Raw genomic sequence first — 14,509 nt, forward strand, 5'->3', positions numbered from 1 at the left:
GCCCGAACTATACTGCCTTATCACTACAGCTACAAATTACCCCAAAAGATACAAGAACCCAGTCACAAGCACACCTCAATCGAGAAACAAAAGCACACCAGAAGCCACGCTCTACAAAAAACCATTAACATCTGAATGCATTTTTTGCAACATGGGTTCGCCTCAGACTTTTAGCTCGTATCAACGCAGGAATTGACACAATATCCACAGGCATTGGTACTTTTTGGGAATTGATGTTTTCTCTTGCCATTTCCTGTCCATATTTAGCGTTCCAGCACCCCACGCCAGATCTCAGCTACTTGCTCCATCGCGCCCGTCACCGCTTCCGGATAACGATACCCCTGCCCTGCCAAAGTGCTGCGATGACTGGCATCGCGCAACTCGCAATAAGCGTTAATCAGCGCCTGCGCTTGCGCCACCGGCAAACACTCAGCCGCGGCTAAGTCTTCTAGAATCCGTACATTATCGGACCATCGGCATAGCTCAGGATTAGACGGCGCGTGCTTAAGCACCAAATACTGAGCAATAAACTCAACATCGGTAATGCCACCAATGCCTTGCTTAAGGTCTACTTCGGCCTTAGTGTCCAACAAGTGGTCGCGCATCTTAGCGCGCATTTTGACTACCTCATCGCGCAAGGTCGCCTCGTCCATACCGCGCGTCAGCACAGTCTGGCGAATCTGATTGTAGCCAGCGGTGAGTTCGCTATCACCATATACCACGCGCGCTCGGCACAGCGCCTGATGCTCCCACACCCAAGCTTCTTGGGTCTGGTACTCGCCAAAGCGCTCCAACTCGCTAACCAAGAGGCCCGACGCACCGGAGGGTCGCAAGCGCATATCCACTTCGTACAAAATGCCGGACGGTGTACGAGTAGAGAACAGGTGCAATATTCGCTGCGCCAACTTTAAATAAAAATGATGGGTGTCTAACGGGCGCTTGTCACCATCGGTCTGGCCCACAATCGCCTTGTGCAAGAACACCAAATCCAAGTCCGAGCCGTAGCCCAGCTCTAGACCACCGGCCTTACCGTAGGCCACCACCATAAAGCCAGTTTCGCCCGGCTCTAGTTGCTGTGGAGCACCGTGGCGAGCCGCCACTTGATCCCAAGCCAGCTGCACCACTTGCTCTATGATGGCCTCTGCCAAATAAGTTAAGTGATCGCTCACTTCCATCACAGGCAACACACCGGTGACATCGGCCGCGGCAATCTTTAACTGCTGAGCCAGCTTAAACTGACGCAGCCCTTCCATTTGCCCTTCCACATCATCTTCGCTAATGCGCAACAAGTACTGGCGCAACTCGGAGGGGTAATCCTCAAGGGCGGTTGGGTTGTAAAGAAGTACTGGGTCGATGAGCTCGTCTAACAGAATCGGAAAACGCGACAACTGCTCGGTGATCCAAGGGCTGGCCTGACACAAGCGCAGCAACTGAGCGCGAGCGCCGGGGTTTTCCTGAAGCAATTCAAGGTAAGTGGTTCGCGTCAGAATTTGCTCGAGCACCTTGGAAACCCGCTCAAACACCTGCACTGCGTTGCCATAATTAGCGCAATCAGAGATCAACGCCGGCATTAATTTATCCAGGGTCTCGCGCCCACGAGGACCGATTCGACGGCGCTCGCACTGGTCTTGATAGCCTTGTAGCGCTTTTACAAAGGACTCGGGCTCAGCCAAGGCTTCTTGCGCCACCGACAACGCCAGCTCGCTATCGCTGGATTGCCACAACAGCTGACTCCAACTAGCCTGCTCTTCCTGCTCTTCTTCGCCGCCTATGGTGTCGAGGAAGATGCTATGAATGGATCGCATGGCCTGCTCAATGGCCTCTCGCAGCGCTTGCGGCGAGTCGTACCCCATACTCTGGCACAAGCGCTGCCAGTCGAGTTCGTTGTCTGGAAGGGTCTGAGTTTGGCGGTCATCAATGGCTTGCAACAAGTTCTCAGTACGGCGCAAACAATCGTAACTGGCTCGCAGTTGTTGCGAGTGAATCGCGCTGAGCTGCCCTAAGGCCTGCAACTCTTCAAGGGCCAAGTACAAACTCTGACATCGCAGACTAGGCTCGCGACCACCTCGAATAAGTTGCAGCGATTGCACCACAAACTCGACTTCGCGAATGCCGCCCTGCCCTAGTTTGATATTGTCGGTCAGCTGGCGCCGACGCACTTCCTGAGCGATCATCTGCTTCATTTTTCTAAGAGCATCCACCGCCGAGAAATCCAAGTAGCGACGGTAAACAAAGGGGCGCAATAGCTCTTTTAACTGGCTAACTTGCTCACAGCGCTCGCCAAGCACACGGGCTTTGACCATGGCGTAGCGCTCCCAATCGCGCCCTTGCTCCTGATAATAGTCTTCCAAGGCTTGAAAGCTCACCACCAAAGGTCCTGAGTCGCCAAAGGGCCGTAATCGCATGTCCACTCGATAGCAAAAACCATCGGCGGTGACCTGGTGTAGCAGGTTAACTAAGCGCTGCGCCAGACGAATAAAGTAGGCTTGGTTCTCAAGCGATCGACGTCCGCCTTGTGTATTGCCGTGCTGCTCAAAGCAGAAAATCAGGTCGATGTCTGAGGAAAAGTTAAGCTCACGGCCGCCGAGCTTACCCATGCCGATAACCAAGAGTTGCTGCTCGCTGCCATCCTCCGCCATTGGCAGTCCGCTACCGGGTTTCATCTCTTCGACCAGCCAATCGCGGGCGCCCAAAATTAGCGCTTCGGCCAAGTCGGACAGCTGTGCCATACACTCTTGCAAGGTGGCCAAGTTGCAGATGTCTCGCCAAGCGATGGCGCACATCTGACGATTGCGAAACTGACGCAACACTCGCTTGGCACTGTTCTCATCGCGCACTTCGGCCAAGACTTGGGTTATCTCTGCGCGATACTGACTCAAGTCGGGATTGGTGTGAACGCCGTGCTCACTGAGCAGTACTTCAATCCAGTGTGGGTTTCGCAGTAATTGTTTGGCAACGAAGTCTGAAGCGCCCAGAACTGCTTCAAGTAAACGGGCATCCTGTTCCGCAAGCGAATCAATCAGCTCGCCGGACTTATCGGCAAGTTCTTGCCAATATTGGTTTTTTGTTGATTCGAGGAGAGTAAATTGAGGCTTGTTGCTGACGGCATCAGTGGCCATAATAACGTCCTGATAATAAAGCTTGGTTATACTTTCTAGCGAAGTTGCCAATCACTTTACCACTTATGGAGCAGGCATGGCAGATAAGCTGGTACCTCTAATTCTACTCACTTTCGCCTTATTCTTGGGTGGCTGTGGCGATGACCGCCCAGAAAAAATAGCCCATTACCAAGCGCAAAGTGCCCAACGCATCGAAAAGCTGGGGCAGATGCTCGACAATGGCGAAATTCGAAACGCCATGATGCTGAACCAATACGCTGATGTGCTCTCTCAAACTCGACCTGAATTGTCACCGCTGCTCAACCAATTAAAAACCGACGCCAGTCGCAACGGTCCATTGTTTCAGCAGTTGCAAACGCGTCTTGCTGATTTGAGCAACTCGGCCAACTTTTTGGATCTAGACGAGCAGTTAGACGAGGCCTATCAGCTCACTCAAGCGGCCGATCCCAACAGCTATAACGACTTGCTGTCCGATCCATTGAATGTGATTGCCGACATGTCCAACGGCGAGCTCGCTCGCGTCAATGCCGTCAGTCAGGCCGCATCACTGGCCGCCAACGGCGCTGAAGACTTTGGTGCTGGCAGCCAATTGGTGGGCAACCCGGCCTACGGCAGCTGGCAGACCAACTCGAGCGGCATGTCGTTTTGGGAATGGTACGGCATGTACGCGCTGTTCTCTAACTTGACCTCGCCGGTGCGCTACGACCGCTGGAGTCGCAATCGCGACTACAGCTATTACGGCGACTACGGTCGCAAGCGTTACACCTCGCCAAAGACGGTGCGCAACGAACAAAAAACCTTTAGCCGCGACGGCCGTTTTAGTAGCCCCTATGCCAAGACCAACAAAGGCAGCGCGGGATTGTCCAAATCCAGCCAAGTCGCCCAACAAACCAAAAACCGTCCCGCCGGCGCTAAGTTTCGCTCGAACTACTCCAAAAGCTCGGGCGGTTTTCGAAGTTCTAGCAATCGCACAGCGCGCAGCACGCGCCGTGGCAAATAATCGTAAGGAAACCCACGCATGATGAACGACATTGGTATTTCCCAGGAGCTTGCCATCATTCTGGTCATAGACCTAGCCATTGCTATGCTGTTGCTGACTTTGATGCGCTACATTCAAGGCTGGTGGGGTCGAGTTAACACCACTCACGAACTCGCAGAAAAAGACAATTTCGCCTTTGGCATCAGCACCGCCGGTGCAGTGCTGGCGTTAGCCATAGTATTGACCGGAGCAATTACCGGTGAAGCCGCTGAGTCATATTTGATGGAAGCCATTGGCATGACAGCCTACGGCGGTTTTGGCTTGATCCTGATTAAACTCGGACGCTGGCTGCACGACAAAGTGGCACTCAATCAAATCGATAAACCCACTCTGATTGTCGAAGGCAACATGGCGGTTGCCGTGGTAGACGCCAGTGTCGCGATTGCCACAGCCATCATCATTCGCGCGAATTTATTGTGGGCCGAAGGACTGTCGATTAACACCTTCATCGCCATATTCTCGGGCTTTCTCGTCGCTCAATTCATGCTGTTAGTGATGACTCGACTGCGCGAGTACCTATACCAAAGACGCAATCCCAACGGTGGCTTACAAGTGGCCTTAGCCCAAGGTCAGCTAGCCATCGCCATTCGTCACGGTGGCTATTTAGTGGCGCTCGCGCTGACCTTTAAGTCCGCTAGTTACTTCATTGTCTTTGATGAATTCGCTTACTTGACCAACATAGTTGGCTGGCTTATTTATTCAGTGGTCATGTTGTTTGTACTCTCAATTCTGCTGATGATTGCAAAACGCTTGGTGTTAGCCAATGTCAATTTGACTCGAGAGGTTGACCAGCAGCAGAACGTAGGTGTGGCCACTATCGAGATGTGCATTAGCATAGGTATCGCTCTGATTCTGACGTCACTAATGGCATGACCCGACGCCAACTGGCCAGATTCGATGATGTCCTGCTACTGGGCATCATGACGGTACTCGCTGGCTGTGGATTAATCTACGAGTACTTGCTATCCCACTACGCTGGGCGCGTGTTAGGCGCCATGGACTCGGCAATCTTCACCATGATTGGTTTGATGATTGTCTCCATGGGCTTAGGCGCATTTGCCGCGCGCTCGGTGCGCTGTGCGTTCTCAGGCTTCGCGGTGCTAGAGCTACTAGTGGCAATCATTGGCTCAGTGGCGATTCTGCTAACTGCAGCAATTATCGGCCTCACCCAAGTGCTACCTGCGGTGCTGGCCGACACCTTTGGCTTACCCCAAGAACTTGCCCCGAGTGGCGGCGTGCTGGCTCGTCTGCAAAAGCTAGCGCAATACCTGCCCTATGTTTGGGGCGTGATACTGGGCTGGTTTATCGGCATGGAAATCCCCCTGATTGCACGTGTCCGTCAAGACTTAGCCAGCGAGCACCTCAAACACAACGCAGGCACCATTTACGGCGCGGATTACATAGGTGCCGGCATAGGCGCCGCGATTTGGGTGCTTTGGATGCTCACCATCAACACTCAAACTGCCGCAGCCATTACCGCCAGCGTCAACCTGATTGCAGGCCTTGCCTTTCTGTGGCGCTATTGGGGGCACATTCGGCGCCCCAAACTCTTAGCCGGTTTACACGGAATCGCAGCCATTCTGCTGATGGTGTTGGCCTGGCAAGGTCCAGACTGGCAGCACCAATTCAACAACCTTCTCTACCAAGACAAAGTGGTGTTCAACCAAGACACTCGCTTTCAAAAGATAGTATTAACCGAGCGCCAGCTGGGTACTCAAAGCGCGCCTGTGTACTCTTTGTACCTCAACGGGCGCTTGCAGTTCTCCAGCCAGGACGAAGCGGTTTATCACAGCTTTTTGGTGCATCCGGCGATGGCCGCCAGCGCACGTCAGGAGCAAGTGTTAATCATTGGCGGCGGCGATGGCCTTGCCTTGAAGCACGTGCTGCAATGGCACCCCCAGCGAGTGACTTTGATGGACCTCGACGAGCAGTTGGTACGCACTTTTAAAGAGCCCGAGGCTGTATTTAGTCGTCGAATTGCCACCGCTGTTTCCGAGCTCACCCAAAACTCACTCAAGGATCCACGCGTCGAATTGCGCTATGCCGACGCCTTTAATGGCGCTGATGAGCTAATCAGCGAAGGACGTTTTTACGATGTGATAGTGGTGGACTTACCCGACCCTAGCCACCCGGATATCAACAAGGTTTACAGTGACCAATTTTATGCCAAGCTTAATCAGCTATTAAGCGCAGACGGTGTCATTGCGGTGCAGTCCACAAGCCCCTACCACGCTCGTAAGGCGTTCATTTCTGTAGGAAAAACCCTAACTGCCGCTGGGTTTCGTGGCGTTGAGCAGTATCACCATAACGTGCCGAGTTTCGGTCAATGGGGCTGGAGTATTGCCACCAAATCAGGTTTAAAGGCCAGTCAGCGATTAGCAAGATTGCAAGAGTGGCCAAGCATCGACGAAACTTGGCTGACACCTCAATTGGCGCTCGCTGCATTTGCCTTCCCTGGCGACTTTTATAGGGATAAACAAGAGGTTAAGGTAAACCGATTTGGTTCTAATCAGTTGTATCAATACCATCAGCAAGCCTGGTCCCGAGGGCAGGGCTTAAATTTCAATGAATAGCATGTTGACATATTATGTCGAGGTGCTAAGGTTAACGGACATAATATGTCAGAGAGGACACTTATGAACATTCATACTATCGCCAATCACCTGAATCAGTTGGGTGACAACAGCCACACTGGATTTAAGTTCGATTGCTTACCAATCGCTGGCGAAGTGGAAGTTTTGCAGGTTAGTTTGGCTGGACGCGAAGAGCTGCCAGTGTTTGTTTCCGTCACCGACGATCAAATCCTGTGCATCAGCTACTTGTGGGACGAGCAAGAAGTGGATTTGAGCCGACGTACCGAAATGCTGGAAACCATGTTGGAACTCAACATTCCCATGCCTCTGTCGTCGTTCGCCAAGGTCGACAACAAGTACGTAGTATTTGGCGCTCTGTCGGTGTCATCGAGCATGGAAGACGTCGAACACGAGCTAGCCCTACTGTCGGATAACTGCTTAGAAGTTATCGATGAAATGGCCCAGTACCTGAAGTAATTCATTGAAATTTAGGGGAGAACCCAAAATGAGTATTTTGAACAAATTAATGACCGTTTTGCGCGCCGGAGCACGTGAAGTGGGCGAGCAAATCGTAGACGCTAATTCGACCCGCATCTACGAGCAAGAAATTCGTGATGCCGAGAATCACCTAACCAAAGCCAAGCGCGAACTGACCGATGTGATGGCCAAAGAAATGCAAGCCAATCGCGAAGTTGACCGCCTGAAGCGCAGCATCAGCGAGCATGAAGGCTACGCTACTCAAGCGCTGAATCAAGGTGATGAAGCACTAGCACTAGAAGTGGCTGAGAAAATTGCACAGCTTGAAGCCGAGCTGGCCGAGCAACAAAGCTCGCTTGAAAGCTTCAGCGCCCACGCGGTACGCCTTAAAGAGCTGGTTAAAAAGTCCGAGCGTCAATTGGCGGATTACCAACGTCAGCTGAGCATGGTTAAGACCACTGAGAGCGTGCAAAAGGCCACAGCGACCATTACCGACTCGTTTGCCAATAGCAACTCGAAACTGATGAACGCCAAAGAGTCGCTAGAGCGCATTAAGCAGCGCCAGCAGAATTTCGATGACCGCCTGAAAGCGTCAGAAGAGTTGCAAGCGCAAAACTCAGACAAGAGTCTGATGGACAAGCTAGAAGCCGCTGGCATTGGCGAGCAAAAATCGAACGCCAGTTCGGTGCTCGACCGCCTCAAAGCCAAGAAGGCAGACTAGGCCATGGGCTTTTTCGACAAGCTGTTCGGGAAAAAAGCCGAGGCTGAGCCTCGGCAACTAAACCACCCAAGCCAGCTCAATCAAGGAGACATGATTGTGCTGGATGACAGTTTTGCCCTGCCGGGCTTGTTGCGTGGGCAGCAGTTCAAAGTCGAGAGTGTCAACTGCTACGAGTATCAAAACAGCCGAGCGCCTGAGTGGATACTTCGCGGAAACGGCCAACACACGCTATTCTTATCTATAGAGCAAGACGATGAAGAGTATCTGGCGGTTTCTATCAAGCTCACTCGAGCCGAAGTAGAAAGCTGTTTTGATATGGACGCCTTCGCCGACATTTTCGAAGAAGGCGTGTTTGCAGAGCTCGAAGGGCACGAGCAAGATGGCGAGTTGGCCGGATGGTTAAATGGCCGCTATCGACAAACCGATTTTGCCGAGTTTGGCTATTTTCACCGCGCCGACTATCGCCACACCCGCCCACCTCAAGACGCCAATCAATCCCACGGCGACGCGTTTGAGGCCTACCAGCTAGTTAATGACAACGAAACTCACGCCATCGACATAGAAGTCTATGAAAATGGCGAGACGGATGTCATGCTCACGCTATACCGTCCGGTGTCTGACATCAGAGAGTACTGGCCAGCATGAGTAAAGCCGACAACAAACCCAAAAGAAACGCTGAAGATTTGCCGAAAAAATGGCAAGCCGGTCAGCGCGCTGCCAAGGCCACCCAAGTGGCCTTTGACCTAGATGAACAGTTTCAATACCAAATTCGCCGTGAAGCATTAGACGCGGGTCTAAGCCCATCGGATCAAATTCGCACCATACTTGGCCTTAGCGTTAACAAGCGACCCAAGCGCCCGCGTTTGACCCTGACTTTAAACGCTGACGACTACCAGGAATTGGCGCAAAAATACCAGCTTAGCGCCGATGAGCAATTAGAAATAAAGAAACAAGTGCAGCAAGATTTGGTACGCTATCTTTCAGAAAAACAGTAAAGCAGCGAACCCGCAACAAGGATCTACACCATGGCAGGAGCCGGCAGCCCTTCAACCTCGTCCAATCATCCCCAGCTAACCCCAGCCGAGATCGCCATGATGATACTGTCTTTTGTGGCGGTATTGGTGGTGCTGACCATGACCTTTGGCAAGCTGGACGAAGAAACCTACCAACTCTTGTTCTACCTAGATACCGGCATTTGTCTGGTGTTTCAGGTGAAGTTTTTCAGTGGACTGTTTAGCGCAGACAGTAAACGCGAGTATCTAAAGCGCAACTGGATAGATTTCGTTGCCAGTATTCCTGCGGTAGAAGAGCTTCGCTTTGCGCGTATTTTCCAAATATTGCGCGTGATACGTCTCATTCGGGTCAGCCGCTCAGTTCTGATTCCGCTGCTGCGCCAACGCACTCAAACTGGCGCTATGGGCTTGTTGTTAGCCACAGTGGTGCTAATTAGCCTGAGCTCAATCCTAATTCTCTTGGTTGAAGGTGGACACCCAGATTCCAATATCAATACCGCCGAGGAAGCCATTTGGTGGGCATTTGTGACCATTTCTACCGTGGGCTATGGCGATTACTACCCGTCCACTGGAGCCGGTCGACTTTTAGGTGGTCTGGTGATCATCGGCGGTGTGGGTTTCTTTGGGGTGGTATCAGGCTACGTAGCCTCGATGTTTGTCGCACCAGACCAAGAGGAAACTGTCGAGGCATCTGAAGCCCGAACCCGAGCCGAGCTTGAAAAAATTCTGGCGGAAATGGAGGACAACCAGGACGCCATGCGAGCTAATCAGCGCAAGATGGAGGCCAACCAGAAGCAGATTCAGGGGCAGCTTGATGAGATTAAAGCGCTGTTGCAGTCTAGGGACTAGGGCTTTTTTCTTTGTGCTATCCCAGTCATCCTTGCCATTTCCGTCATCCTCAGCTTGACTGGGGATCCACCTAACTGCTAATAGCGGTTTGCTAGATTCCCGCCTTCGCGAGAATGACGACGTTGGCTCCGCGGGTATGACGCCTTAGTTGCCGCGGGAATGACGGTTTTAGTCGCTAATCCCAAGATCCAAAAAAGTCACCCGAGGGTGACTTTTTCAATGCCTAACAGGCCAATCGCTACATCCAGCGATCACCACCACCGCGACGTTTTGGCTTTGGCAAACGGCTGATCAACAGGCCTAACAGAATACCACCAGTCACAATACCGGCACCTTCGCGCCACATGGCGAACTGCTCGTCTTTGCGCACTTCTGATAGCTCGGTTTCCGCCTTTTGCTGTGCTTGCAACGCAGACGCTAACGCGCGCTTGGTTTTGGCCAGCTCGTTTTGGGTGCTTTCCAACTCGCCACCTAGGTTGCGCTTAACCGCCGCCAGTTCAGTACTCAGGGTCTGTTGCTGCTGTTGCGCGGCTTCAGAGCTTGCCTGAGCGCTGTCTTGCGCCGCTACCGCCGCTTCTACGCGAGCGCGAAAGCTTGGGTTTGTGGTGACAAATTCGCTTGGGATCCAACCTTCACGCCCTTTGTGGTCGCGCACTTTGGTGTAATCGTTTTGAGTCTCACCCAATAGAGTGATTTGCATGCCGGTCTCAACCGTACCCAAAATACGATACTGGTTAGAAGGACCCGCTTGCAGGTATACGTAGACGTCATCGGAAATATAGCCGTCCTCGGCTGCGACAGGCGCGCTCGACAATACAGAAGTGGCGGCCATCGCCAGTGCAAGAAGTGTTAACCGTGACTGTTTCACTGATTGGGTTCCTTAAGCCAATGATGCGCCCATGCTAGGGAGTTCGGCACAACAATGCAAGGGTTGCGGCGGGTAGGTTTGGCCTCCATCGCACCCCTGATTAATAAAAACAAAAAATAGTTACTAAAAACAAAAAGAGGCTCAAATTGAGCCCCTTCATTCTAACTAAGTGCAGTTGTCGCTTAGCTGAATATTCCTTTGATAATGTAAAAGAATACAATCGACAAACCGGCACCCGCAGGTAGGGTGATAACCCAAGATACGACGATGTTACGCACCACACCTAGGTTTAGAGCCGCGATACCGCGCGCCATACCAACACCTAGTACCGCACCCACTAGAGTTTGAGTGGTAGAGATAGGCAGACCGGTACCAGAAGCAATCACTACGGTACTCGCGGCCGCAAGCTCAGCGGCAAAACCACGGCTTGGAGTCAGGTGAGTAATGTTGCGACCAATGGTCTCAATTACGCGCTTACCAAAGATAGCCAGACCTAAAACGATACCCACACCACCAAGCGGCAAAATCCACCAGGCCAACTGTGCTTTGGCGCCAATTTCACCGCCGCTTTCAACGATAGATACTACCGCGGCCAAAGGACCAATAGCGTTGGCTACGTCATTAGAGCCGTGGGCAAATGCCATACAACAAGCGGTGATTACCATCAAAATGGCGAAGATTTTCTCTACGTTGTAGTAGTGATCATCACGAGTGGCTTCTAGGTTTACCTTCACCTTACCGATGAAGTACTTACCAATACCAGCGACAATCAAACCAATGGCAATCGATAAGCCGTAGGCTTCAACAGTGCTAAAGTGCAAGCCAACGTGCTTTAGACCTTTGGTGATGGTGACCAGCGACATAATAAAACCGGCGAACATCATGTACATAGGTACGTAGCGCTTAGCCGCGGAAAACGGGTCTTCTTTATCGAAGATGAGCTTTTGCGCCGTCTGGAATATGAGATAAGCAATGAAGCCGGATATGGCCGGGGTTACTACCCAAGAGCCAACAATGCCGCCGACTTTGCCCCACTCAACTGCTTCGGTACCAACACCCACTGCGGCAAAACCAACAATAGCGCCTACGATCGAGTGAGTAGTGGATACCGGCCAGCCCAAGTAAGAGGCTAGAACCAACCACAAACCCGCCGCCAACAGTGCTGAAATCATACCGAACACCAAAAGCTCAGGTGTGTCGATAAAGTAGCCAGAGTCGATAATACCTTTGCGAATTGTGCTGGTGACTTCGCCACCCGCCAAGTACGCACCAGCAAACTCAAACACCATAGCAATCAAAACTGCTTGCTTAATGGTTAGCGCTTTTGAGCCAACAGAGGTGCCCATAGCATTGGCAACGTCATTTGCACCAATACCCCACGCCATTAAAAAACCGAACAGCGCGGCAAAACCGATCAACCAAGGACCGTGAGTAACTAGAATATCTACCATTGTTATAACCTTAAAAGACGCCTCGCGTTAGGCACGAGCTAGCATCAGTTCCAAACGAGAACCCACGCGCTCGGCCAAATCCGCCAAATCGCCCGTCCATTCGATGATCTTGTAGAAGAACATCACATCGATGGGGTTCAATTGTTTTTCAATCTTGAACAAGTCGCGACGCAGCTGAATTTGCATTGCATCGGTATCGTCTTCAACGCGATCCAGGCGCTGAATCATCTTGGTTACTAGGTCTACTTCGCGACCGCGAAAGCCAGACTCTAATAGCTCATCCAACTCGTTGATGGCTTCGTGAGCCTGATCAACTGCATCCAAGCATCTTTGGGTATAGGCGAGAAACGATTTTTCCAAACCGTCAGGGATAGACATTTCACGACCGATGATTCGACCGGCGATGTCTTTTGCCTTATTGGCAATTTTGTCTTGGTGGGTCAGTACTTCAAGGATATCGGTACGCTCGACGGGCATAAACAGCCCACCAGGTAGAGACATACGCAAATCACGTTTAATCACATCAGCATCTTTCTCTAGCTGGCTGATTTGATCTCGGTACTGGTTGGCCGCATTCCAATCATCAGCGATCACCGCTTCTAAGAAGGGTATCAGAGTGTTGCTACACTCTTTAACGACATTGATGTGCTCTTGCAGCGGTTTAATCGGCGATTTTGCAAAGACGCCTAAAATAGAGTTTACTGGCATAGCCGTTACCTATTTTGATGGTTTTCCACACGGGAATTTCGGCGCATGTTAACCCATGCTCTAGCCAAAGAAAACCGCCAAATGGCACGAAATTGGGGCGCATCGCCGTCAAGAAGCATAGCAGTTTTGCGCAAACACTGATGACAAGCGCTTTTTGCATTCTGACGCTTTAATTACCAAGTCATGACTTTTTTATTAAAACTTTGAGAAATTGTAAAGAATGAGCCAGACGGAAGTCGAGCTAAAACTCCTCGTAAAGCCTGAACACGCGAATGAACTCAATCAGATAGCACCAAGATTGGGACAGTTGCAACAACAAACGCGACAACATCTGCGCAACACTTACTTCGATACTCCGGAACTGCAGTTGCGTCGATGGAACATGGGATTAAGGGTTCGCAAAGGCCCAGATTTCTGCGAACAAACCCTAAAAACCGCTGGCCAAGTTCAGGGCGGACTACACAGTCGCCCTGAGTACAACGTATCAATCGAACAAAACATCCCCAATTTGTCCCTATTTCCCGACGAAATTTGGCCTGCCGACAGTCAGCTTGAGACGGTACAGTCAGAGCTTACCGCACTTTTCAGCACCGACTTTGACCGTCAACTCTGGCTATTAGAAGCCGAACAACAGCAAATAGAGATGTGTTTGGATCAAGGGGAGATTCAAGCGCAAACCGCGACCTCCCCCATTAGTGAGTTGGAACTGGAATTGGTCGATGGCGAGCCAAGCATACTATTTGATATCGCCATGCAAATAGCCGAGTGCATTCCGGTGCGTTTGGGACGCGAAAGCAAAGCTAAACGCGGCTACCAAATGGCAGCGCAAGCCTCCGATGCGCTACTCAATGACCTAGATTACATTCAGCTCAACCCAGAGTTATCACCAGCCAAAGCCTTTCAAACCTTATTAATGGCAGGACTTGAGCGCTGGCAGACGCTTGAGCTGATGCTCGAAAGCAACCCCAGCCCCAGCTTGTGGCATCACTTGCGCGTGTCGCTGCGGATGATCCGTTTGGTGATGAAGCAATTCAATCAGCTCACCGATGCGTTTGAGAATGCCTTTGCTCAATTGGAAAAGCACTTGGGCTTTGTGGATCAAGCCGCTGCTATCGAGCAAGCTCTGGGGATAAACAGCCGCAGTCTGCGCAAAGTGGCCGATGCTGATGCGATTAATCAGGTGTTAGAAGCTCGTCTCGAAGCGCTAGGATTAAGCCAAAAGCTGTCGCAAATTACCAGCGAGCTGTCTTACGGCCAGTTACAGCTGCACTTATTGCAGCTCGCCAGCATGGGTGAAATCCACACAGATACGCAAGATTTGCGCGACCACGCCACTCGCTTTCAAGCCGAATCCTGGCAAATGGTGCAGCAACTGATGCCGGTTAACACCGACCTCGACAAACAGGATTACCTGGAATTTGCCGCGCCACTTGAGAAAAGCTTACTGGTGGGCGTGAGTTACGGTGAGTTATACGGTCACGCTGGTCGTGACGATTTCCGTCTGCCTTGGAATGACATGGCCGCTGGTATCGCCGAACTGGCTTGCTATCAAGAGATTCGAGGCGCGGCTGCACAGCTAGAGATAGACATTGAGTCTTGGCTGGCGCGCAAAGAGGACTCACTGGTATTTGCCATGGAACAATCGCGCCGCAATGCTCTGCTGCAGACGCCGTATTGGCAGTAGTTTTTTG

Annotated in this window: 13 protein-coding genes; 9 read left to right on the forward strand and 4 right to left on the reverse strand. The window is 51.6% G+C overall.

The features are described from left to right. Positions 1 to 263: 263 nt before the first annotated feature. On the reverse strand, positions 264 to 3,119 hold the full coding sequence (gene glnE / locus CLC93_RS09165; protein ID WP_095505660.1) for a bifunctional [glutamate--ammonia ligase]-adenylyl-L-tyrosine phosphorylase/[glutamate--ammonia-ligase] adenylyltransferase: 2,856 nt from the start codon (positions 3,117 to 3,119) through the stop codon (positions 264 to 266). Between the two features lie 76 nt (positions 3,120 to 3,195). Between glnE and CLC93_RS09170 the strand changes: the two genes are divergently transcribed. The 8 genes from CLC93_RS09170 to CLC93_RS09205 all read left to right on the forward strand — a co-directional run bounded on the left by CLC93_RS09170 (position 3,196) and on the right by CLC93_RS09205 (position 9,791). Beyond that, on the forward strand, positions 3,196 to 4,119 hold the full coding sequence (locus CLC93_RS09170; RefSeq protein ID WP_095505661.1) for a hypothetical protein: 924 nt from the start codon (positions 3,196 to 3,198) through the stop codon (positions 4,117 to 4,119). A gap of 18 nt (positions 4,120 to 4,137) precedes the next feature. Continuing rightward, positions 4,138 to 5,031, forward strand: coding sequence for a DUF350 domain-containing protein (locus tag CLC93_RS09175; RefSeq protein ID WP_095505662.1), 894 nt, complete (start codon positions 4,138 to 4,140; stop codon positions 5,029 to 5,031). After that, positions 5,028 to 6,731 carry a polyamine aminopropyltransferase gene (locus CLC93_RS09180; protein WP_095505663.1) on the forward strand — a complete coding sequence of 568 codons (1,704 nt, stop codon included), beginning with the start codon at positions 5,028 to 5,030 and terminating at the stop codon, positions 6,729 to 6,731. The genes CLC93_RS09175 and CLC93_RS09180 overlap by 4 nt, the downstream gene beginning before the upstream one ends. A 63-nt stretch (positions 6,732 to 6,794) precedes the next feature. Next, complete coding sequence (locus CLC93_RS09185) at positions 6,795 to 7,208, forward strand: YjfI family protein (protein WP_095505664.1); 414 nt, start codon at positions 6,795 to 6,797, stop codon at positions 7,206 to 7,208. A 28-nt stretch (positions 7,209 to 7,236) separates the two neighbouring features. Further along, positions 7,237 to 7,929 (forward strand): PspA/IM30 family protein, encoded by a 693-nt coding sequence (locus CLC93_RS09190; RefSeq protein ID WP_095505665.1) that lies wholly within the window; start codon positions 7,237 to 7,239, stop codon positions 7,927 to 7,929. A 3-nt stretch (positions 7,930 to 7,932) separates the two neighbouring features. Beyond that, complete coding sequence (locus CLC93_RS09195; protein WP_095505666.1) at positions 7,933 to 8,574, forward strand: hypothetical protein; 642 nt, start codon at positions 7,933 to 7,935, stop codon at positions 8,572 to 8,574. Further along, complete coding sequence (locus CLC93_RS09200; protein ID WP_095505667.1) at positions 8,571 to 8,924, forward strand: hypothetical protein; 354 nt, start codon at positions 8,571 to 8,573, stop codon at positions 8,922 to 8,924. The genes CLC93_RS09195 and CLC93_RS09200 overlap by 4 nt, the downstream gene beginning before the upstream one ends. A 30-nt stretch (positions 8,925 to 8,954) precedes the next feature. Next, positions 8,955 to 9,791 carry an ion transporter gene (locus tag CLC93_RS09205; RefSeq protein ID WP_095505668.1) on the forward strand — a complete coding sequence of 279 codons (837 nt, stop codon included), beginning with the start codon at positions 8,955 to 8,957 and terminating at the stop codon, positions 9,789 to 9,791. A 238-nt stretch (positions 9,792 to 10,029) separates the two neighbouring features. Here CLC93_RS09205 and CLC93_RS09210 read toward each other — a convergent pair whose 3' ends face one another. The 3 genes from CLC93_RS09210 to CLC93_RS09220 all read right to left on the reverse strand — a co-directional run bounded on the left by CLC93_RS09210 (position 10,030) and on the right by CLC93_RS09220 (position 12,818). After that, positions 10,030 to 10,659 carry a TIGR04211 family SH3 domain-containing protein gene (locus CLC93_RS09210; protein ID WP_141237372.1) on the reverse strand — a complete coding sequence of 210 codons (630 nt, stop codon included), beginning with the start codon at positions 10,657 to 10,659 and terminating at the stop codon, positions 10,030 to 10,032. Positions 10,660 to 10,841: 182 nt separating this feature from the next. Next, on the reverse strand, positions 10,842 to 12,110 hold the full coding sequence (locus CLC93_RS09215) for an inorganic phosphate transporter (protein ID WP_095505670.1): 1,269 nt from the start codon (positions 12,108 to 12,110) through the stop codon (positions 10,842 to 10,844). A gap of 27 nt (positions 12,111 to 12,137) precedes the next feature. Further along, the gene (locus tag CLC93_RS09220; protein ID WP_095505671.1) at positions 12,138 to 12,818 is read right to left on the reverse strand and encodes a TIGR00153 family protein; all 681 of its coding nucleotides are present in this window, start codon (positions 12,816 to 12,818) and stop codon (positions 12,138 to 12,140) included. A gap of 220 nt (positions 12,819 to 13,038) precedes the next feature. On the opposite strand from CLC93_RS09220, the gene CLC93_RS09225 reads away from it, so the two are divergent. Next, entirely contained in the window at positions 13,039 to 14,502 is a 1,464-nt protein-coding gene (locus CLC93_RS09225) for a CYTH domain-containing protein (RefSeq protein WP_095505672.1), read from the forward strand. The last annotated feature ends 7 nt before the right edge of the window (positions 14,503 to 14,509 follow it).

This window comes from Paraferrimonas sedimenticola (genome assembly GCF_002282855.1).
GTDB classification, from domain to species: domain Bacteria; phylum Pseudomonadota; class Gammaproteobacteria; order Enterobacterales; family Shewanellaceae; genus Paraferrimonas; species Paraferrimonas sedimenticola.

Bases quoted from the DNA above. Each gene is read 5' to 3' on its own strand.
- glnE (WP_095505660.1), bottom strand. From the start codon at position 3,119: ATGGCCACTGATGCCGTCAGCAACAAGCCTCAATTTACTCTCCTCGAA.
- CLC93_RS09170 (WP_095505661.1), top strand. From the start codon at position 3,196: ATGGCAGATAAGCTGGTACCTCTAATTCTACTCACTTTCGCCTTATTC.
- CLC93_RS09175 (WP_095505662.1), top strand. From the start codon at position 4,138: ATGATGAACGACATTGGTATTTCCCAGGAGCTTGCCATCATTCTGGTC.
- CLC93_RS09180 (WP_095505663.1), top strand. From the start codon at position 5,028: ATGACCCGACGCCAACTGGCCAGATTCGATGATGTCCTGCTACTGGGC.
- CLC93_RS09185 (WP_095505664.1), top strand. From the start codon at position 6,795: ATGAACATTCATACTATCGCCAATCACCTGAATCAGTTGGGTGACAAC.
- CLC93_RS09190 (WP_095505665.1), top strand. From the start codon at position 7,237: ATGAGTATTTTGAACAAATTAATGACCGTTTTGCGCGCCGGAGCACGT.
- CLC93_RS09195 (WP_095505666.1), top strand. From the start codon at position 7,933: ATGGGCTTTTTCGACAAGCTGTTCGGGAAAAAAGCCGAGGCTGAGCCT.
- CLC93_RS09200 (WP_095505667.1), top strand. From the start codon at position 8,571: ATGAGTAAAGCCGACAACAAACCCAAAAGAAACGCTGAAGATTTGCCG.
- CLC93_RS09205 (WP_095505668.1), top strand. From the start codon at position 8,955: ATGGCAGGAGCCGGCAGCCCTTCAACCTCGTCCAATCATCCCCAGCTA.
- CLC93_RS09215 (WP_095505670.1), bottom strand. From the start codon at position 12,110: ATGGTAGATATTCTAGTTACTCACGGTCCTTGGTTGATCGGTTTTGCC.
- CLC93_RS09220 (WP_095505671.1), bottom strand. From the start codon at position 12,818: ATGCCAGTAAACTCTATTTTAGGCGTCTTTGCAAAATCGCCGATTAAA.
- CLC93_RS09225 (WP_095505672.1), top strand. From the start codon at position 13,039: ATGAGCCAGACGGAAGTCGAGCTAAAACTCCTCGTAAAGCCTGAACAC.